This is a genomic window from Parafrankia discariae (genome assembly GCF_000373365.1).
GTDB classification, from domain to species: Bacteria; Actinomycetota; Actinomycetes; order Frankiales; family Frankiaceae; genus Parafrankia; species Parafrankia discariae.
The window spans coordinates 1-18,786 of sequence record NZ_KB891231.1 but is presented as its reverse complement, the minus strand read 5'-3'; the positions used below and the strand labels follow the sequence as shown (position 1 = coordinate 18,786).

Annotated in this window: 17 protein-coding genes and 1 pseudogene; 8 read left to right on the top strand and 10 right to left on the bottom strand. The window is 70.5% G+C overall.

Annotation, left to right across the window (positions count from 1 at the left end; all coding sequences use genetic code 11):
- The first annotated feature begins 63 nt into the window (after nucleotides 1-63).
- A complete protein-coding gene (locus B056_RS0122685; RefSeq protein WP_018504151.1) occupies nucleotides 64-1,119 on the top strand; it encodes a daunorubicin resistance protein DrrA family ABC transporter ATP-binding protein in 1,056 nt (351 codons plus the stop codon).
- Nucleotides 1,116-1,973 carry an ABC transporter permease gene (locus tag B056_RS0122680; protein ID WP_018504150.1) on the top strand — a complete coding sequence of 286 codons (858 nt, stop codon included), beginning with the start codon at nucleotides 1,116-1,118 and terminating at the stop codon, nucleotides 1,971-1,973. The genes B056_RS0122685 and B056_RS0122680 overlap by 4 nt, the downstream gene beginning before the upstream one ends.
- Here the strand turns inward: B056_RS0122680 and B056_RS37600 are convergent.
- Nucleotides 1,951-5,304, bottom strand: coding sequence for an ATP-binding protein (locus B056_RS37600; protein ID WP_020572644.1), 3,354 nt, complete (start codon nucleotides 5,302-5,304; stop codon nucleotides 1,951-1,953). The two genes, B056_RS0122680 and B056_RS37600, sit on opposite strands and share 23 nt — an antisense overlap.
- Nucleotides 5,305-5,573: 269 nt before the next feature.
- Here B056_RS37600 and B056_RS0122665 point away from each other — a divergent pair, with 269 nt between their 5' ends.
- Nucleotides 5,574-7,106 carry a PstS family phosphate ABC transporter substrate-binding protein gene (locus B056_RS0122665; protein WP_018504147.1) on the top strand — a complete coding sequence of 511 codons (1,533 nt, stop codon included), beginning with the start codon at nucleotides 5,574-5,576 and terminating at the stop codon, nucleotides 7,104-7,106.
- Here the strand turns inward: B056_RS0122665 and B056_RS46140 are convergent.
- A complete protein-coding gene (locus B056_RS46140; protein ID WP_407672415.1) occupies nucleotides 7,039-7,275 on the bottom strand; it encodes an LLM class flavin-dependent oxidoreductase in 237 nt (78 codons plus the stop codon). The two genes, B056_RS0122665 and B056_RS46140, sit on opposite strands and share 68 nt — an antisense overlap.
- Here B056_RS46140 and B056_RS40945 point away from each other — a divergent pair.
- On the top strand, nucleotides 7,169-7,963 hold the full coding sequence (locus B056_RS40945) for a molybdopterin-dependent oxidoreductase (protein ID WP_407672414.1): 795 nt from the start codon (nucleotides 7,169-7,171) through the stop codon (nucleotides 7,961-7,963). The two genes, B056_RS46140 and B056_RS40945, sit on opposite strands and share 107 nt — an antisense overlap.
- An 81-nt stretch (nucleotides 7,964-8,044) precedes the next feature.
- On the opposite strand, the gene B056_RS0122655 is transcribed toward B056_RS40945, so the two are convergent.
- The 3 genes from B056_RS0122655 to B056_RS0122645 form a co-directional block, all read right to left on the bottom strand.
- Nucleotides 8,045-8,434: an MmcQ/YjbR family DNA-binding protein gene (locus B056_RS0122655; RefSeq protein ID WP_026240025.1), complete on the bottom strand. Its 390-nt coding sequence runs from the start codon at nucleotides 8,432-8,434 to the stop codon at nucleotides 8,045-8,047.
- 310 nt (nucleotides 8,435-8,744) lie between these two features.
- Nucleotides 8,745-9,491: an SDR family NAD(P)-dependent oxidoreductase gene (locus tag B056_RS0122650; RefSeq protein WP_020572643.1), complete on the bottom strand. Its 747-nt coding sequence runs from the start codon at nucleotides 9,489-9,491 to the stop codon at nucleotides 8,745-8,747.
- Between the two features lie 54 nt (nucleotides 9,492-9,545).
- Nucleotides 9,546-9,968 carry a cupin domain-containing protein gene (locus B056_RS0122645; RefSeq protein WP_018504143.1) on the bottom strand — a complete coding sequence of 141 codons (423 nt, stop codon included), beginning with the start codon at nucleotides 9,966-9,968 and terminating at the stop codon, nucleotides 9,546-9,548.
- A gap of 483 nt (nucleotides 9,969-10,451) precedes the next feature.
- Between B056_RS0122645 and B056_RS44640 the strand changes: the two are divergent.
- Nucleotides 10,452-10,583, top strand: a pseudogene (locus tag B056_RS44640) (helix-turn-helix domain-containing protein); the annotation flags it as partial.
- A gap of 208 nt (nucleotides 10,584-10,791) precedes the next feature.
- A complete protein-coding gene (locus B056_RS0122640; protein ID WP_018504142.1) occupies nucleotides 10,792-11,406 on the top strand; it encodes a class I SAM-dependent methyltransferase in 615 nt (204 codons plus the stop codon).
- Nucleotides 11,407-11,460: 54 nt separating this feature from the next.
- Here the strand turns inward: B056_RS0122640 and B056_RS0122635 are convergent, their stop codons facing one another.
- Together B056_RS0122635 and B056_RS0122630 are read right to left on the bottom strand one after the other, a co-directional pair.
- Nucleotides 11,461-12,636, bottom strand: a complete 1,176-nt coding sequence (locus B056_RS0122635; RefSeq protein WP_018504141.1) for an ABC transporter substrate-binding protein — start codon at nucleotides 12,634-12,636, stop codon at nucleotides 11,461-11,463.
- Between the two features lie 1,408 nt (nucleotides 12,637-14,044).
- Nucleotides 14,045-14,623 (bottom strand): hypothetical protein, encoded by a 579-nt coding sequence (locus tag B056_RS0122630; RefSeq protein ID WP_020572642.1) that lies wholly within the window; start codon nucleotides 14,621-14,623, stop codon nucleotides 14,045-14,047.
- Between the two features lie 540 nt (nucleotides 14,624-15,163).
- Between B056_RS0122630 and B056_RS0122625 the strand changes: the two genes are divergently transcribed.
- Both B056_RS0122625 and B056_RS0122620 read left to right on the top strand, forming a co-directional pair.
- Complete coding sequence (locus tag B056_RS0122625) at nucleotides 15,164-15,862, top strand: alpha/beta fold hydrolase (protein WP_018504139.1); 699 nt, start codon at nucleotides 15,164-15,166, stop codon at nucleotides 15,860-15,862.
- 55 nt (nucleotides 15,863-15,917) lie between these two features.
- Nucleotides 15,918-17,297, top strand: a complete 1,380-nt coding sequence (locus tag B056_RS0122620; protein ID WP_026240023.1) for a YhgE/Pip domain-containing protein — start codon at nucleotides 15,918-15,920, stop codon at nucleotides 17,295-17,297.
- Between the two features lie 79 nt (nucleotides 17,298-17,376).
- On the opposite strand, the gene B056_RS0122615 is transcribed toward B056_RS0122620, so the two are convergent.
- The 3 genes from B056_RS0122615 to B056_RS0122605 form a co-directional block, all read right to left on the bottom strand.
- Complete coding sequence (locus tag B056_RS0122615; protein ID WP_026240022.1) at nucleotides 17,377-17,796, bottom strand: nitroreductase family deazaflavin-dependent oxidoreductase; 420 nt, start codon at nucleotides 17,794-17,796, stop codon at nucleotides 17,377-17,379.
- A gap of 172 nt (nucleotides 17,797-17,968) precedes the next feature.
- Nucleotides 17,969-18,412 (bottom strand): restriction endonuclease, encoded by a 444-nt coding sequence (locus B056_RS37595; protein WP_018504136.1) that lies wholly within the window; start codon nucleotides 18,410-18,412, stop codon nucleotides 17,969-17,971.
- A 105-nt stretch (nucleotides 18,413-18,517) separates the two neighbouring features.
- Nucleotides 18,518-18,786 (bottom strand): transposase family protein (locus tag B056_RS0122605; protein WP_018501759.1); only part of this gene is annotated, 269 nt, incomplete at its 5' end.

The following is an 18,786-nucleotide window of genomic DNA, read 5'->3' as shown; positions in this document are numbered from 1 at the left end:
CTGTCTAGCGTTGCCCCCAGCTCCCCAGCTCCCCGGCCACTGAACATCATGGAAGGACGACGCATGACAGCCACCCCCGCGGTCCGGGCCGACGGCCTGGTCAAGAGATTCGGCGACTTCCGCGCCGTCGACCGGATCGATCTCGAGGTGCGGCACGGCGAGATCTTCGGCGTGCTCGGGCCGAACGGCGCCGGCAAGACGACGATGCTGAAGATGCTGGCCACACTGCTGTCGATCGACGACGGCCGGGCCGAGATCTTCGGCGTGGACGTCGCCGCCCAGCCGCACCGGGTCCGCCAGCTCATCGGCGTGACCGGCCAGTACGCCTCGGTGGACGAGGATCTCTCCGCCACCGAGAACCTGTGGCTCTTCGGCCGGCTCCAGGGCCTGAAGGCGGCGGACGCCCGGGCCACCGCGCGCCGGCTGCTGGAGCAGTTCGGCCTGGAGGACGCCGCCGAGCGGAAGATCTCGGAGTTCTCCGGCGGTATGCGCCGCCGCCTCGACCTCGCCGCCTCCCTCATCACCCGACCACCGCTGATCTTCCTCGACGAGCCGACGACCGGACTCGACCCGCGCACCCGCGGCCAGATGTGGAACACCATCCGCGGCCTCGTCCAGGACGGCTGCACCGTCCTGCTCACCACCCAGTACCTGGACGAGGCCGATCAGCTCGCCGATCGGGTCTGCGTGATCGACCAGGGCCGCAAGGTCGCGGAGGGCACTCCGGACGAGCTGAAGACCCAGGTCGGTGACTCGACTTTGCAGCTTCAGCTCGCCCCCGGCGCCGACCAGGCGCTCGCCCGTGAGGTGGTGTTCCGGGTACTCGGCGAGGAGCCGGTCACCACCCCGGAGTCGGGCCGGATGAACGTCCCGCTCGATGTCGCGGACCGGGCCGCCGACGTGCTGATCGCGCTGCGCGAGGCCGCCGTCGCGATCACCTCGGTCAGCGTGGCGAAGCCCAGCCTCGACGAGGTCTTCTTCGCCCTCACCGGTCACGGCACGGACGCCAGCCACGGCAAGGAGGCCGGAGACGGCACCGGCGCCGCCGGTCCGGCTGGTGCCGTCCCCGGCCAGGACACGACCAACCCCGACCAGCCCCTCCTGGAGAAGACCCGATGAGCGCCCTCGTAGCCGAACCGTCCGCCGCGCGACCGCGATCGGCGCCGGCCGTCGACCCGGCCGCCGCCGTCGCCCGGACCCGGGCCCGCCCCACCCTGGGGGACACCGTCACCCAGACGTTCGCGATGGCGTGGCGGGCGCTGAAGAAGATGCGCCGCAACCCGGAGCAGTTCTTCGACGTGGCACTGCAGCCGTTGCTGTTCACCGCGATGTTCGCCTACGTGTTCGGTGGCGCGATCTCCGGCGACGTCGACAGCTACCTGCCGTTGCTGATCCCCGGCATCGTCGCCCAGACCGTGCTCACCACCTGCATGGCCACCGGCGTGCAGATGCGGGAGGACATGGACAAGGGCGTCTTCGACCGGTTCCGGTCGCTGCCGATGTCCCGGATCGCGCCGCTCGCCGGGCCGATGATGGCGGACCTGATCCGCTATCTGACCGCGGCGGTGCTGACCTACCTGATGGGCCTGATTCTCGGCTACCGGCCGGGTGGCGGTGTGCCCGGTGTGGTCGGCGCCGTCGTGCTCGCGGTCTTCACCGGCTGGGCGCTGGCGTGGGCGTTCACCTGGATCGGCACGCTGGCCCGCAGCGCCCGCAGCGTGCAGGGGATCTCGATGATGATCCTCTTCCCGCTGACCTTCCTCTCCAACGCGTTCGTGCCGGCGGACACGCTGCCGGGCTGGCTGGAGTCCTTCACCAAAATCAATCCGGTGTCACATCTGGTCTCCGCGACCCGTGACCTCGCCAACAACGGCGTGATCACCGCCCAGGTCGGCTGGACGCTGCTCGCCGGCCTCTGCGTGATCGTGATCTTCATGCCGCTGTCCGTCCTCAGCTACAAGCGGCACCTCTAGCCGTGTACTCCTCGGCGAGATGCTCCTCGGCGAGGTGTTCGGCGAGGTGTTCGGCGAGGTGCTCGACGAGGACGCGGGCCTCGTCGAGCACCTGCGCCGGGCGCCGGCCGGCGACGCTCGCCCGGACCGCCGCGAGCGTGCCGGGCGCGCGGCGCTCGGCGAGCGGCTCGATCCGCGACCACTCCATCGACGGGATCGTCATGCGGTAGGCGAACCGTTCGGCGAGCGCCAGCAGCCGGACCGCCTCTTCCGGCGCCATCTCGACCAGACCGTTCCCCGGTGCCCCCGGCTCGGCCCCGTTCTCCCGAAGGCCCCAGGCGCCGAGCGCGAACAGCATCGCCCCGTACACCGGGTAGTCGGCGCCGGTCTGCCCGCGCCGGAACGCCTCGACGCACCGGGTGAGGCAGGCGCGGAACAGGTCATGACCGGTGGCGAGGTCGTCGGCGGTGCTCGCGTGCCGGGCGAACGCGGACACCGCCGCCGCGTCGCACATGAGCACCCAGGGCTCGAGGCCGGTGGGTGCGACACCCGGCAGCCGCACGGCCCGCATCTCCTCCGCCGCGTTCACATAGCCGCGCAGGCCGGCGGCGGTGTCGCCGCGAGCGATCATGATCTCGGCCCGGGCGGCGGCTGTCATCTTGCCGCCCAGCTGCGGCCTGCCGTCCGGGACCACCTGGGCCAGGTACGCCTCGGCCGCGTCGAGCCGGCCGTCGTTGATCGCGGCGAACGCCAGCAGGACCCTGAGCTGCGCGGCGTCGTCGTGGGCGCCGAGCCGCTCCAAAACGGGCAGCGCCGCCCGGGCTTCGGACCGGGCGGCGGCGAGGTCCCCGAGCTGCATCGACAGCATGGCGAGCTGGGTGCGCAGCGCGGCGGTGATCCACGGGCCGTCCCGTGGCCCGGCCAGTGCCAGCGCCTTCTCGATGGCGACCGCCGCCGCCCGTGGGTCTCCGCTGTTCTCCCACAGGTGGGCCAGCCACATCAGCGCGATCATGCGCGTGTGCCGGTCGGGGTGGTCCGCGAGCAGTTCGAGTCGCGCCGCGACGTCCGCGGACCGGACCGGGTCGAGGATGAGCAGCACCCGCACCGAACCGGCCAGCCACGAGTGGTCCGCGTCCGCCGGGTCGAGCCGTGCCATCAGCTCGCGGATCCGCTCCGGGTACTCGTCGGTCAGGATGACCGTCGTCCGCACCACGGCGAGCCCGGCGGCCACGGTCGCCGACGCCGACGTGGGTGACGGTGTCCAGCCCTGCAGCGCTTCGAGGATCGTCCCGGCCAGCGCCATCATCCGGGTGTGGTCGCCACGGATCTCCCAGAACGGGTCGAGCACCGCCACCAGCCGCACGACCGCCTCGGTGCCGCCGTCGACCAGGGCGACCCGCAGCTCGTCGGCGAGGTTCGCCTCCTCGGCCTCGATCGCGTCGATCGCCGCGAACTGCCGCTCTCCGCACAGGTCCGCGCCGTGCCGGGTGGCGTAGCCGACCGCCCAGGCCCGTTGGGCCCGTCGCGCCGACGCCTGCTCGCCGGCCTCGGCCAGCCGCAGCCGGCCGAACTCGCGGACGGTCTCCAACATCCGGTAACGGACCCCGCCGGCCGACTCGCGCACGCTCAGCAGCGACTGGTCGACGAGGTTCCGCACGGCGTCGACCGGGTCGAAGGGCTCCGGACCGGCCCTCTCGCCGACGGGGCGAAGCTCAGCGGTGGGACCGAGCTGACCGGTGGGACCGAGCTGACCGGTGGGGCCGAGCTCGTCCGCGGGGTCGAGCACCTCCTCCGCTGCGTCGAGGGTGAACCCGTCCGGGAAGAGCGCCAGCCGGCGCAGCGAGCGCCGTTCCGGCTCGGCCAGCAGGTTCCACGACCAGTCGATCACCGCGAGCAGCGTGCGGTGCCGGTCCGGCGCGCCGCGGTCGCCACCGCGCAGCAGGGCGAAGCGGTCCGCCAGCCGCCGGTCGACGTCCTCCACCGACATCGCGCGGACCCGGGCCGCCGCCAGCTCGATCGCCAGCGGAAGACCGTCGAGCCGGTGGACGATCCGGCCGACCACCTCGGGGTCGAGCCGGACGGTGGGCCGGGCCGCGGTGGCACGCTGGCGGAACAGCTCGATCGCGTCGGCGCGGGCCAGCTCCCCGAGCAGGTAGACCCGCTCGGCGCTGATCGCCAACGGCGCCCGGGTCGTGGTGAGCACCCGGGCGTCCGCCGTGGCGGTGACGAGGAAGGCGACCAGCTCGGCGACCTCCTCGACGAGGTGCTCGCAGTTGTCCAGCAGTAGCAGGCTCGACCCGTTCGAGAGCTGCGCGGCGATGCGCGTGCGCAGGTCGGCGCGCTGGCCCGGGGACAGCACCCGGCGCTCACCGATCGAGTCGCGGACGCCGAGCGCGGAGCCGACCTCGCCGAGCAGATCCTCGGGCGCTGTCACCCCGACCAGGTGGACGACGTGCACCACCGGCAGCGAGCTCTCCCGGGCGAGCAGGTGCGCCAGCCGGGTCTTGCCGAGACCACCCGGCCCGACGATCGACACCACCCGGTACCGGTCCAGCAACGCGCGTAGCCGCTCGACGTCGCGCTGGCGGCCCAGCAGGGGAGTGGCGTCGTAGCGGATGCCGTCGCGGACGGGATGCTCGGCGGCGAGCAGATCACGCTGCAGCCGGGTGAGCGGCTCCCCGGGGCTGACCCCGAGCCGTTCCCGCAGGTCCCGCCGGTAGCGTTCGAAACGTTCCAGGGCCGCCCCCGGCCCGCGGACAGCGGCCTCACTGCGCAGTAGGTCGGCCAGCAGGCCCTCGTCGTCGGGCCGCTCCGCGTGGGCCGCCTCCAGCGGCCCCAGCGCCTCGGTGTGCCGGTCCGTCCGGCTCGCCGCCCGGGCCAGCAGCAGTCGGGCCGCCGCCAGGTCACGGCCGGCCGCCCGGCGCAGGTCGGCGAGCGGTCCCTCGTCGCCCGCCGGCACCGGTGACAGCGCCGCGCCGAGTTCCAGCGCCTCCCGGGCCCGCTCGGCGGCGGCGGACGGATCAGTCGTGAGGTGGCTGTCGGCCTCGGCGACCAGCCAGCCGAGCAGGCAGCTGTCGACCTCGGCCGAGGGCAGGTCGAGCCGGTAGCCCGCGCCGTCACGGACCACCGCGCCGCCACCACAGACCGCCCGCGTCCGGGAGACGACCACCTGAAGACCCTTGGCCGCGTTGGCCAGCGGCTCCCCGCGCCAGATCAGCTCCACCAGCCGCTCGGCCCGCACCGGGCGCCCGTGTTCCGCCGCCAGTGCCGCCAGCAGCGCCCGCGGCCGGTCGCCGACCACCGGGATGCCGTTCCAGTGCACCCCGTCCAGGAGAGTGAGGCCGATGCCCACCCCGGTCACTCTAGAGCGGCGACCGGTGATCGTCGCGGCGAAGGGGCGGCCGGACGAGCGGGACCGCCGCGATCGGGACGGGCTCGCCCGCCACCGGGGCGGACCCGGCCGGCACCACGGCCCATCGGCGGTCGCGCCGGTATCACCGGATGAATTCGCGGCGAATATCAGGCGATTGGTGGGCCGCGGCTCTCGCCGTGCGTGTGGAGGCCCATACGGTATTCGAATCGACACGTCGGGCCGGTGGGTTTTCGGGGGCGAGCGGAATCGTGAGCTGGCTGAGCGCCGAGAACATCGTGGCCGTGCTCACCGCGGCGCTCGGTATAGCGGCGTCCTTCGCGGTGGTCTGGTACGAGCGCCGGGTGCCGCGCCGCAGACGCATCGGCTATCGCGTGCAGATGGACATGCCCATCGGCGGTGACAACCACGACGGGCAGGGGCAGGAAAACATTCGGCTAGGTCTGTTCAACGACCTCCCTGACATGTCGGACGCCAGCCTGGTCCTCCTGCGGGTCGAGAACGACGGCGCACAGAGCGTCGCCGTCAACGATTACACCGGTGGCGACCTGCACGGTCTCACGGCCGTCTTCTCGGACCGTGTCGTCAGGGGTGTGACCGTCACCCAGCCCAACGCCGACCACCTCATGGAGCACTTCCTGCCCTCTCGGGGGATGCGGCACAGCGGCAACACGATCTATCTGCCGCGTGTCCCGCTCGACCGGGGCGAGCACTACAAGCTGCTGGTGCTCCTCACCGGCGGTAGCGTCGGCTGTGCCGTCCGCGTCGCCGGCGGGATTCAGGAAGGGGCGGTGAAACCCAACCGGAGCACGACGGTCGACGACAAGCCACCCCTGTTCAGCCGGCCCGCCCGTCTGATCACCATCGTGCTCACCCTCTGCGTCATGTTCCTGGCGAGCATCATCGTCGTGGGCGACGATCCGCTTCCGCCCATCGGCTGCGCCACGGGGCAGCTCACCGTCAACGGGTCGACGGCCTTCGCGCCGGTGGTGCAGGAGATCGCCGGCAGATACGAGTCGGACTGCCCCGGCTCGGACATCACCGTGGAGGCGCGCGGCAGCAACGAAGGCATAGAGCGGCTGATGGAGGCGGGTGGGTCCGGCAAGGAGTCCCCCACCATGATCGCCATCCATGATGGAATCCGTTCGCAGCTCGGCCCGGGGTTTCGGGGAGAGCGGGTGGCCGTTTCCGCCTTCGCCGTGGTGGTGAACGACGAGGTTTCGGTCAGGAACCTGACGATCGAGCAGGTACGCGGCGTCTACCGCGGCGACGTCGTCAACTGGAGCCAGGTCGGCGGCCCCGACCTCCCGATCCTGCTGGTGAGCCGCGATGCCAACTCCGGTACCCGTGACCTCTTCCGGCGCCGCATTCTCGCCGGCATGGGTGAACCCGCCTTCACCTCGCAGGACTGTGAGCACAGGAATTCCCCGCAGGACAAGGTCGTCCGGTGCGAGCTCAACAGCACCGAACGGGTACTGAGAAACGTGGCGGGGCTGCCGGGCGCGATCGGGTACAGCGAACTGCGCACCGCCGAGGCCGTCCAAGGGCTGCACACCGTGCGCATCGACGGGCAGGAACCGTCGATCGAGGCGATCGGGAAAAGCGTCTATCCGTTCGCGGAGGTCGAGTACGCGTACACCTACGGAGAGCCGCCCGCCGATTCGCTCACGTTGAGCTTCCTCGACTATCTGACGAGGGGCGGCGGGCAGAACGCCATCAGGGATCACGGCGACCTGCCGTGCTACAGCCCGGAAGGCTTCCGGCGTTGCCAGGAGGAGTCCTGAAGCTCCACCGGCCACGGTAGGCCGGCGCCGGCCGGAGCGTGGCGAGATCCGCGGCGAGCCGGATCGGGTCGTACTGCGCCACGTGCAGCGCGCTGAACCCGAGCCTGATCCGGCTGGTGACGGCCGCGACCGCCGCCGCGAGGGGGATCGGGGCCGGCCGGGCCCGCAGCGTGCGTGAGCCGACCGAGGTGAGATGGCCGTCGGTGAACCAGAGACTGTCGAAGCCGAGGGCCAACGTGCAGATGTCGCCGCATCCCCTCCGCCGGGTCCGCACCCCGCGGTTCACCGCCCTGTTCGCCGTCCCCGCGCTCCTGATCGCGGGCGCGGTCGCGTCTCTGCCGGGCACGGCCGCCGAGGCCGCCGGGCCCACCCCGAGTACCCAGACCGCCGCGCGCCCGCCCGCGGGGCACCACCCGCCGGTTCCGGCCAAGACCTACTTCTTCGTGAAGGGCAAGGTCGCCCACCCGGCCCGCCTCACCGTCGCCGACCTGGCCCGGTACCCGCAGTCCACCCAGCAGGTGACCTTCCAGAGCGGTGCCGGGCCCCAGACGCACACCTACACCGGGGCCAGGCTCATCGACGTCCTGACCGCGGCCGGCCCGGCCTTCCGCGCCGACGTCAAGAACGACCTGCTCCGCTACGCGGTTCTCGTGCGCGCCAGCGACGGCTACGAGGCGGTCCTGTCCTGGCCCGAGCTCGTCGACGGCTACGGTGGCACCCAGGCGCTGCTCGCCTCCACCGAGGACGGCGCGTCCCTGGCCGAGCAGGGCCCACGGCTGACCGTGCCCGACGACGCCAAGGGCGGCCGGTACGTCTCCGGGGTCACCTCGATCACGCTGGTCCGCGTGGGCGCCTGACCCGCGCGTTCCTCTCTGGCCCGCGCGCCGGCCGCCCGCGGGTGCCGGCGCGTGGGTGCCGTGCCGACAGGTCAGGTCAGGTCAGCCCAGGGCCGCCTGCTCGCTCAGCTGGTCGAGGTCGCCGCCGGGCGTGGCCGGGGCGCGCATCCGCCAGGCGTCGGTCACGAGCTCCGCCAGGCGCTCGACCGACACCGCCGCCAGGCGCACCATCACCAGGGGCAGGCCGTTGTGGCCCGGCACGGTGAAGAAGACGTCGGGCTCGCCGAGCAGGAGGGCCTGCTTTTCGGCCTCGTCGCCGACGAACAGCACCGCGATGTCGGTTCGGAGCAGGCGCGGCTTTCCCGGCGTGCGCTCGGGATAGGACCAGACGAAGCCCTTGCCTTCCACCCGGAAGTCAAAGCCCTCGCTCTCGATCTCCACCACGCGCGGCAGGGCCAGCGCCAACCGGTGCACGTCGTCAGAGTCAGCCATCGAGGTCTCCCCGAGAACGTGCCCGCAGCATGCGACGAGGCTATCCGCCGGCAGCCGGGAAAGCCTTCGGACGACTTGGCCCGGGTCGTCCGGCTGGCCTGTCCGGCCGAACGACCACCGTGACCCCGAGCAGGTCGGCGGTGCGGCTACCGCCGCGGGTGTCCGGACCCTGGTTCCGTACCACCTGGTCCCCGGCAACCCGAAGATCACCGATGAGATGTGGCGGGCCGCGGTGGCGCCGCGCTTCGCGGGAGAGATTGTCGTCGCGCGGGACCCGCACGTCGTGTGACACCTCGCGGCGGGGAGGCGGTCAGCTGACGGTGAGGCCGTTGTCCATGGTGTAGACGGCGCCGGTCACCGACCGGGCCTCAGCGGAGGCGAGGAAGGAGAACAGCGCGGCGACCTCGGCCGGCTCGGCCAGGCCGCGCAGGCCCGCCATGCGACGGGCCAGGTCGGGGTCCATGCCGGCCGGGAACGTCATCGCCGACGCGATGTTCGTGTTGGTGCCCGCCGGGGCGATGGCGTTGACGCGCAGCGGCGTCTTGAGGAACTCGACGGCCAGCGCCCGGGTGAGCTGGATGACGCCACCCTTGCTCATACAGTAGGCGGCGGAGTACGGGAGCCCCTGAATACCGGCGTTGGAGGCGATGTTCACGATGTTGCCACCGGTCTCCAACAGGTGCGGAATGGCGGCCTGGGCCAGGAAGAAATAGGCGTCGAGATTGACGCCCATCACCCGTCGGTACTGCTCCAGAGTCACCTTCGTGGTGTGCTCGGCCAGGTAGATGCCGGCGACGTTACCCAGGACGTCCAGCCGACCGAACTCGTCGACGCACGCGGCCACCGCCTCGACGCAGGCCGCCGGGTCGCTGACGTCGGTCTGCCGGACCGACACCGCGCCCGCGGTGAGTGCCTTCGTCTCGGCCAGCCGGCCCTCGTCGATGTCGAGGGCGAGCACCGAGGCACCTTCCCCGGCCAGCCGGATGGTGATCGCCCGGCCCATGCCTGACCCGGCGCCGGTGATGAGGGCGACCCTGCCCTCGAATAAATCCGCCATGACTGACTTCTCTCGTCGGGTGGGTGGCGCCAGGGTATTGGGACAGGCCGGCGGTCAGGACGACCGCTGATCGACGAAGATTCCGGGCTGGCCGGAGTGGATCTCGATCCACTCGGCGCCCTCGTCACCGGCCCGCCAGGCGTAGAGAAGGTCGGGCGTGAAGAAGCCCATGCCGGCCCCCACCCGCCGTCCACCGAAGATCAGCTCGCCGCGGAGGACGTAGTTCAGCTGATGGGTGCCGTGCCGATGAGACTTGACCTTCTCGCCCGGCGCGGCGGTCTCATGGTAGACGCAGAGTTCCGGCGACTGGAGAATTGCCCTCGTGACCAGGTCGCGGCCGAACAGCTCCAGATACTGCCGGGTCTCCTCGGAATCCCCCATGATATCCACGTTGGTACGGCCCGGGATCTCGTTGACGTCGAAGAAGAACTGCCGAGGCCTCTCCTCCGTGCCGTTCCGGTCGGTGTCGCCGTCCATCAGACCGCTCCTTTGCTGGTAAGTGCCGCCGGTGCCGTCACCCCGGACGGCCGGCGCGGCGCGCCCACGGTAACCGCGCGGGGATGGGGGACCTCCGGCGTACCGGCGAAAGGTCTGCCCCGAAGAAACGGGTCTGGATCAGGCGACGGCATCACGACCTCGCATTCACCGTTGCGCGGCCCGGATGCCTGAAGCGCCGAGACCACCGCATTGTTCCGTACCGGGAACAACCGTCTTGCTTTCAGCAACGTAACGACCTGGCGGTGGCGGTGTCAACAAGCTGGGCCAGAGCTGGAGTTCGGGTCGAGGTGTCTTCGGCGACCCCGTTGACATCGACGGAGCGGCACTTAGAGTGGTCATTTTACCAACCGAGCCGTTTGCTATGACAAACGAGGCTGCCGTGAAGCTGGATCCGCTGTACGAGGTGGACGTCCCGAAGCCGCGGTCGAGGCCCCGTCCCCACGGGCAGCGCGGACCCGTCTGATGCCACGGCCCGCCCCGGGGGTCGACCGGACGGTCGCGCTCATCACCTTCCTGAGCCGACATCCCGGCCGGCCTTTCGGGCTGTCGGAGCTGGCGCGGCGGTTGGAGCTGAACAAGGCGACCGCCCACGCGATGCTGGCCACCCTCAGCGACGCCGGCTGGCTGCTGCGCGACCCGGGAGATCGGCGGGCGCCCCCCGACCCGGCGGGAAGCCGACCCCGGGCCCGGCGTCGCCCGCTCAGTTACCGTCGGCGCGGGAACACATGCCTTGACGGTCAGGCCGCGGCCGGTACCGATGCCGGGACGGGGCCGGACACCCATGTCGCCACAGGGAGAGCCGATGGGCTTCTACGACGATCAGGTGCTTCCGCGGTTCATCGACCTCGTCCTCGGCAGGCCCATGGAGACCACCCGCGCCCGGGTCGCCGCCGGGCTGACCGGCGAGGTCCTGGAGGTCGGGTTCGGCTCCGGGCGGAACCTGCCGCACCTCCCACCGGAGGTCACCCGGCTGCTCGCCGTGGAGCCCGCGGCGGTGGGCCGCCGGCTGGCCGGCGACCGCCTCGCCGCCACCGCCGTCCCGGTCGAGTTCGTCGGCGAGGACGGTCAGCGGCTTCCCCTCCCGGACACGTCGGTCGACCACGTACTGGTCACCTGGACGCTGTGCACCATCCCGGACGTCGAACGCGCGCTCGGTGAGATGCGCCGGGTGCTGCGCCCCGGCGGGACGCTGCGCTTCGTCGAACACGGCCGTTCATCGCGACCCGGTGTCGCCCGGTGGCAGGACCGCCTCACTCCCCTCTGGGGGCGGTGCCTCGGCGGCTGCCACCTGAACCGGCCGATCGACAGGCTGATCGAGAACGCCGGGCTCACCCTCGACACCATCGGGACCTACCGGATGATCGGGCCCGAGTTCTTCGGTTTCGCCTACGAGGGCGTCGCGTCCAGAACGGAGTGACCGGCGGGCACCGCCAACCCGCCGGGAGGTCATCCCGTCAGCCGGTCGTGTCCGTCAGCCGGCCGTGCCGTTGGCGCAGAGGCGTGGGCGGGCGACCTGGAACCCGGTGCCCGTGGGGTTGACCTGGACGAAGGCGTAGCAGTCGAGCGCCCCGGTCCGGTTCGTGGCCAGGTTGACCGGTTCGATCAGGCCGCCGGCGTCATAGTCGGCCACCGACTGCAGCGCGCTGATGAACCCTTCGCGGGTGGGGCAGTCGCCGGCGAGCTCGAGCCCGCGCACGAACATGTCGGCGTAGATGTACGCCTCCATCGCGAACTGCTGGTCCGGCTGGGTGGCTTCCGGCGCGTAGCGGACCATCGCGGTGCGGTACCGGTCGATGGCGGCGCCGCCGGCCTCGAAGGGGCGGAAGTACACGGGGACCGAGACGCCCGCGAGTGCCGGGCCCAGGGTGGGCAGCACGCCCCGGTCGTACCCGGTGAACGAGACGGTGGTGGCGAGGTTCAGCTTCGCCGCGCGTACGGCGCCCATGATCTCGGCGAGATCCTCGGTGGTCGTGAAAGCGACCAGCGCGTTGACCCCCGTGGCCGCCAGCTCCTGCGCCACGCGGGCCGGGCTGTCAGCGCTGTGCGCGTAGGAGATGGTGTCGGCGACGGTGAGCCCGACCGACTCGAAGGCGCTCTTGTACGTCTTGATGATGTCCAACGTGGACGCCGACGACCCCGTGATCACGATGCCGATCTTGCTGCCGCCGCTGTTCTGAAGGTAGCGGCCGATCGTCACCGGTGAGGCCTGGTACATGTTGGAGAACATGTTCTGGTACTGGCCCCAGGTCGGCAGAGCGAACCCGATGACGGGGACATTCTGCTTCGCCAGCTCCGCCGGTGCGCCACCGAAGGCGGTGGTGACCGTCACGAGGCCGAAGGTACCGCCGCCCCGGACGAGCTCCTGGGCGACGCGGGCGTTCTGGGCGGGGTCGTTCGCGTCGTCGCGCCACTGGTAGACGATCTTCCGGCCGTGTACCCCGCCCTCCTCGTTGGCCAGGCCGAACCGGGCGTCCGCGCCGGCTCGGGCCGAGGAGAAGGCGGCGCTGCCCACGCCCGAATCGGAGTACACCAGGCCGAGGTTCACCTCGTTGGAGGTGACGCCAGGGCTGTCACACACCGCGGCGTTCGTGACCCCCGGTGTCGAGGAACAACCCGTGACCGCCGCGACGAGAACCGCGGCAGCCACACCAAGTAACCCTGTCGTGCTACCTAAGCGCACCCGTACCCCCACGATGGATAGACGAGAACGGCGGAGGGCACCGATTCGGCGCATGAGCCTGCCTCCAATCGCCGGTCGTTCATTTCTCTAGCTCATCTAGACGATGTTGCAGGTCAGGATGGTAGCGACCCGCTCCGTGCGACGTTCAGAGGGGCGGGCGGGCCTGTCTTCGCCGTGGGTGTGGAGGCTCGAAGTCGATTGGTCGAGTCGGGCGATTTCCGTGCCGACTCGACAACCGGACTCTCTCCGTGGCAGGCGCAGTCAACGGTAGCGACCGCCGCCTTTGGACGATTTGACCGCATGGGAAGCTTTGTCTGACGTGTCCCGATCCTGGGTGCGCGGCTTCGTGTAGTTGCTGGTCAACTACTTTCCGCGCGAGGTTCGCGCGGGCTCCGCTCGAGATCTGACCGGCCCGTGCCGTCGCGAGTGGTCCATCTCCGCGGATGCGGAGAAATCATGACGAAGCCGCGCATCCACAACACGGACTGGCTTATGTTTCTGTCGCCGAGGAGTCCCCCCGCTGTGGGGAGCGTGAGAGGTCGGTGAAGCAGTCGCACGCTCCGGGGTGATCCTTTGGGTGGGCGGTGCGCCTCCGGTGCCGCTGGGCGTACTCGACCGCGTCAGGGCCGGCCGAGCGGTCAGTCGGTCGGCACCCGGCCGTCGGGCCAAGAGGTTTTGTTCGCTCTTTTCGCTGTGCAATAAATGTGCCGCCGAATACTGCGGAAACTGGCGCTCGTGCGCTCGTGCGCTCGTCGGATCACGGTTCGCAGGAAGTTCCATCTATCCGGAAAGAAGGAAGGAAATGGCGAGAAGATCTCTGGGGATCTGTTGTTCGCGGTGCTCGTCCTGGGTGCCGCGCTGGCCGTCGCACTGCCAGGAACCGCCTACGCGCCAAAGACTGTCACGGTGCGTGGCCCCCGCGCCACATCAGGGCCGGGCTCGGTGAGTTCGGAGAGCGCGAGCAACGCCAACTGTCGGACCGGTGGCGACACCGGCGACGTGGTCTCCGGCGTCGGGATCAATCAGACCGTCGGTACCGCGACAGCAGCGAATCCCACAGAAAGATCGCAACTCGACACGCGCCCAGGCGCACCACATCGTGCCCAGCGAAAAGCCAGCACGATCTACCACGTCCTGCCCAGCGGAGATCGCTGGGCAGTCAGCCGCGCACAGCGGACCCGTGCAGCCGGCTCCCCCCATCCGGCCCGCAGCCACGCGCCAGCGGCAGGCTCCGACCCACCATTAGGCCTCTGAACTGCAACGTTGTGATTCGCCAGCATGCGCAGGTAACCGCTGGGCACACCGCCAGCGGCCCTCCGCGGCAGGCTCCGCTGGCACCTCCAGAAGCCGACGGTGCCTCAGACCAGAGGTGAGATCACGCGGTCACGATCGCCGCGAGGGCGACCCGATGATCCTTTGCCCAGGGCGGCCCCAGCGTTGCCCGTGGTCCGCGCAGCACCTCATCCGTGCGCTCACCCAGTAGGCGGACCGCTTCAGCCTCAACGGTTCTCGGGTCGTAGAGATGGATCGTCCAGCCGCGGTTCCGCGCCACGTCGGCCAGCACCTGCCGGTACATGATGGCGTCGGCACGGCTCTCGTACGGGACGCGTCGTTGCACAGCGATGTCGACCGGGAAGGTAGCCGGCCAGGTCCGCAGCGAGAGCGAGATGATCGGTGCGGGCAACGCCGCGGCCAGCTCCTCCAAGGCCGCCGAAGCGGCCCGGACCACCGAGGCGCGGACATCGGCCACCAGGCCCGCGAGTTCGGTGTCGCTGAGTGGCTCCCCCGACCGGTGGAGCTGGTGAGGACCGCCAGCATGGTGGATCGGCGCCACCGGCATGCCTGGTTCGATCAACTCGATCCGCCGACGATCCACGACCTGATGGTCCGCCGTGGCCGTGACAGCCACAGCCCAGCCGAGATGATCGGCGGCGCCCAGACGCATGACGGTCATGGTGCCACCATGCTCGGGAACAGCCGCAGCGACCTCGAACAGGCCAGAAGGCGGCCAGGGCTTCGGCGCGTTCGGAATCTGCCCGGTCCCGACCCCTGGGACGCGCCATCGGCCAGCCCCGGTCGGGCGATCGCCCGTCTATCCATGAACAGGGCCAGGATCATCCCGACCGTCCGCAAGAGCACGAACCTGCCCACTCCCCGGGTCCGGGTCCGGTCCCGACCCGACCCGACCCGACCGGCCATCCGACCACACTCCGCCCGCCAACCGGACGGAACCCGACCAGGACCATCGGGAACGGTGCACCCGGCACGACAGGAACCGCTCAGAGCCGGCGGGTTCAGCAGGGCCGGCGAGGCGGAACCGGCGGGTCGCGGCCGCGGCCCGTTCCGCCGCCAGCCGACGGGCCGCGAACGCCAACACGTCCGACGACCCGGCGTCGAGGATATGGGCGCCCCGGTACGGAGACCGTACACAAATCGTCAAGTGTGCCCTGGTGTACTCGGGGCGCACGGTTCAGAGCAGGGGAGATGGAAAAGCATGTCGCAGCCCACTGTCGTTCTCGTCCACGGCGCCTTCGCCGACGCGTCCAGCTTCGCCCGGGTGGTTCCCGAGCTGCTCGCCGACGGCCTCGCCGTGGTGGCACCGGCGATCCCGAACCGCTCGCTCGTCGGCGACGCCGAGTACCTCCGGTCGGTCCTCGCGGCGATCGACGGTCCCGTCGTCCTCGTCGGCCACTCGTACGGCTGCGCGGTGGCCACCGTGGCCGGTGTCGCCGAGAACGTGAAGGCCCTGGTCTATCTCGCCGGCTTCGTCCTCGAGGAGGACGAGGCCCTGGGCGAGCTCCAGGGGCGGTTCCCCGACTCCGACCTGGGCTCGGCGCTGGTCACCACCCCGTTCCCGGGCGGTGTCGACCTCTCGGTCGATATCCAGGAGTTTCGGGCGGTCTTCGCCCACGACGTCGACCCGGCCGTCACCGCGGTGCTCGCCGTGTCGCAGCGGCCACTGTCAGCCGCGGTGTTCGGCGAGAAGGCACCCGCCGCGGCGTGGCGGACCAGGCCGGCCTGGGGCATCGTCGCCACGTCGGACCACGCCATCAATCCCGAGGTCGAGCGCTTCGGCTACCAGCGCGCGGGGGTCGACACGGTCGAGGTGGACTCGTCGCACCTGGTGATGTTCTCCCATCCGACCGTGGTGGCCGACCTGATCAGGACGGCCGTCAAGTCGGTGACGGCCTGACCTGCCTGACTGAGTGGCTGAGCGGCTGAGCGGCTGAGCGAGACGAGGAGGTCTGGTGGGTCCGGAGAACGGGACACCGCGGGATGACTTTCCGGTTCGCGTGCGCGACCTGCTGCGGGAACGCGCGGTGTGGGTGCTGCCGCTGGTCCTGGCCTCGGCCGTCGTCGCGTCGATGACCGCGCTGTACCTCACGTCGGCGGTGAACCCGCTGGCTCACGTGCGCGACCTGCCGGTCGAGGTGGTGAACGACGACCGCGGGGCCACGCTGGGAACGGAACACCTCGACATCGGCGGGCGGATCGAGACCGACCTGCGGACGAGCCCCGCGGTGTCCCACCGGTTACGGCTGGAATCCGTGACCCGGTCCGAGGCCGAACGAGCCATGAGCCGCGGGCGCGCGTACGCGACAGTCGTGATCCCGTCCGGCTTCACCGCCTCGCTCCTGACGCAGGCCGGTCTGCCGACGGCCGGTCCGCCGGCGACTGATCCGCCGACAGGCGGGACGACGGGCGGCGGGGCGATCCAGCTGCTGACCAACCCACGGGCCGGCACCCTGGGGGTGAGCCTGGCCACCGGCATCCTGCAGCCCGCTGTCGCCGCCGCCTCGCGGACGGTCAGCGGGCAGCTCACGGCGGCAGCCGGCACGGGGACCCACGAGGCCGCGACGACGGCGTTCCTGGCGAACCCGGTGACGGTCACGACCAGCCAGTTCCACCCGCCGCCCGCGAAGAGCGCGCTTGGCCTGAGCGCCTTCTACCTGGCCCTGCTGACCCTCATGTGCGGGTTTCTGGCCGGGACCATCCTGCACGCCACGGTGGACGCGGCGCTCGGCTACGGCGCCTCCGAGGTCGGCCCCCGGTGGACCCAGCTCCAGCCGAAGGCGATCAGCCGCTGGCGGACCCTGCTGATCAAATGGGCGATGGCGGCGGTGCTGACCGCGGTGGTGACCGGCGTGATGCTGGCGGTCGCGGCCGGCGCGGTGGGCATGGACGCCCCGCATCCGCTGCTGCTGTGGTTGTACGCGTGGCTGTGCGCGGCCAGCGTCGCCACCGGGACGATCGTGCTCTTCGCGGTGCTCGGCACCCCCGGGCAGCTGGTCGCCATCCTGCTGTTCGTCTACGCCGGCCTGGCCTCGGCCGGCGGGACCGTGCCCATCGAGGCACTACCCGGCTTCTTCCGTCTGCTCAGCGAGGCCGAGCCGCTGCGGCAGATCCTCGCCGGCGACCGGGCCATCCTGTACTTCGGCGCCCAGGCTGACGCGGGCCTGACCCGTGGCCTCGTGGCGGCCGTGATCGGCCTGTTCTGCTGGCTCGCCGCGGGCACCCTGATCGTCCGCTGGTACGACCGCCGGGCGCTGCACCGGCTGACTCCGGAGCTGCTGGCGTACGTCGATCGCGCTGTCCAGGACTACCGGCCCCAGGAACGGACCGACTGAGAACACGGACCTTTTGGCGGTCGCCCGTGTCCTCAGTCGCGGGTTTTCTCGGTCGTGGGTTTTCGGTGGCTTCGGGTTCTCAGGCTCGTTCGAGCACGACCACGGGGATCGTCCGTGCGGTTTTGGCCTGGTAGTCGTCGTAGTCGGGCCAGGCCTCGACCATCTTCGCCCACATCGCCGGCTTCTCCTCCGCGGTGGCCACGCGAGCGCGGGCGGCGAAGCGGTCGCCTTCGATCTGGACCTCGACCTCGGGGTCGGCCTCAAGATTGAGGAACCACGCCGGCGGCTCCGGGGTGCCGCCCTTCGAGGCGACGACGAGGTACGCGTCCTTCCAGGGCTGGAAGATCAGCGCGTTGGTGCGCGGCTGACCGGACCTGCGCCCCTTGGTGAACAGCAGCAGGACCGTCGTGCCGTTGCGCCAGTGGTACCCGTCGCGCCCGTCGGTCTCGAGGTATCGCTCCACATGAGGAGCTCCGTGCAGCTCCATCGCAGACGTCATGCCTCTATTCTGCCCGAGCCGGCGCCAGCCGAACGCGACGACGAACTCGGAACACCTCCGTTGGTCGACCCGCACCAGACGGCTGTCCACCGCGCGGATCGGCCCGATAGTCGCTGTCCTGAATCAACGGGACGGTTCAAGGCGTCCGCCCGTCGATGATGCCTCCGACGCCTCAGTTGGCTGCCGGCCCAGGCTTTCCGGTCTGGATGTTTTTGGACGCCCGCAGCCGCCGTGGCGGGTTGGTTCCAGGGATGACGTCGCGACCAAGGTGTTCCTTTATCAGGTGTTTGAGTTCGGCTCCGTTGATAAGGGTAATTCGATTGCGTTGGGCGAACTGCTCGCTGGTGCGGCTGAACCAGGACGTCGTGACCAGAACGCCCGTGGTGGCGTTGTGGTCGGTCATGACGCCGGTCAGGGCGTGGACGGCGTCGAGGCCGACGAGCCCGGTCCAGCGCTTCGCCTGAATCAGGCAGACGCCTCCGAACACAAGATTCTTCTGAGTCGCAACGGCATCGACCCCGCCATCCTTGGACGGCACCGTCCGCCAGGCTTCGGTTCCCATGGCCACGAACAGCTCCTTGACGAGGTGTTCGAACTCGGTAGGGCTGAGCTTCAACAGGTTGGGTCGGGAGTCCAGGTCGGCCAGTTCGTCGAGGCTGTCGGTGAACCGAAAACGCTTGAGATCGAATTCGATGAATGAGCATTTTCAAAGTTTGTTTTTCTAGATTCCCTCCTGTTCCAGGACGAAGACGGCCTGGGTGAACTCGCCGACCCGGCGTGGGCAGCCGCGGAAACGGCTGAGCACGCGCCAGTTCTTCAGGACCGCGAAGCCGCGTTCGCCGGGTGCGCGGGTGGCCGCGAGGACGCGGTTGCTCTCCTTGAGGCCGTCGGAAAGTTCGCCGTTCGCGGGCTTCTTACGGGGCACGAGGAGCAGATCGCTCTCGCCGCCGACGTAGCCCTTGTCGGCGTAGAGGTAGATCGTTTCCGCGC

What these genes read in the sequence shown, in the direction of transcription:
- B056_RS0122685 (WP_018504151.1), top strand. Translation starts at nt 64, where the DNA reads ATGACAGCCACCCCCGCGGTCCGGGCCGACGGCCTGGTCAAGAGATTC.
- B056_RS0122680 (WP_018504150.1), top strand. Translation starts at nt 1,116, where the DNA reads ATGAGCGCCCTCGTAGCCGAACCGTCCGCCGCGCGACCGCGATCGGCG.
- B056_RS0122655 (WP_026240025.1), bottom strand. Translation starts at nt 8,434, where the DNA reads ATGGCTGACTCTGACGACGTGCACCGGTTGGCGCTGGCCCTGCCGCGC.
- B056_RS0122650 (WP_020572643.1), bottom strand. Translation starts at nt 9,491, where the DNA reads ATGGCGGATTTATTCGAGGGCAGGGTCGCCCTCATCACCGGCGCCGGG.
- B056_RS0122645 (WP_018504143.1), bottom strand. Translation starts at nt 9,968, where the DNA reads ATGGACGGCGACACCGACCGGAACGGCACGGAGGAGAGGCCTCGGCAG.
- B056_RS0122640 (WP_018504142.1), top strand. Translation starts at nt 10,792, where the DNA reads ATGGGCTTCTACGACGATCAGGTGCTTCCGCGGTTCATCGACCTCGTC.
- B056_RS0122630 (WP_020572642.1), bottom strand. Translation starts at nt 14,623, where the DNA reads ATGACCGTCATGCGTCTGGGCGCCGCCGATCATCTCGGCTGGGCTGTG.
- B056_RS0122625 (WP_018504139.1), top strand. Translation starts at nt 15,164, where the DNA reads ATGTCGCAGCCCACTGTCGTTCTCGTCCACGGCGCCTTCGCCGACGCG.
- B056_RS0122615 (WP_026240022.1), bottom strand. Translation starts at nt 17,796, where the DNA reads ATGACGTCTGCGATGGAGCTGCACGGAGCTCCTCATGTGGAGCGATAC.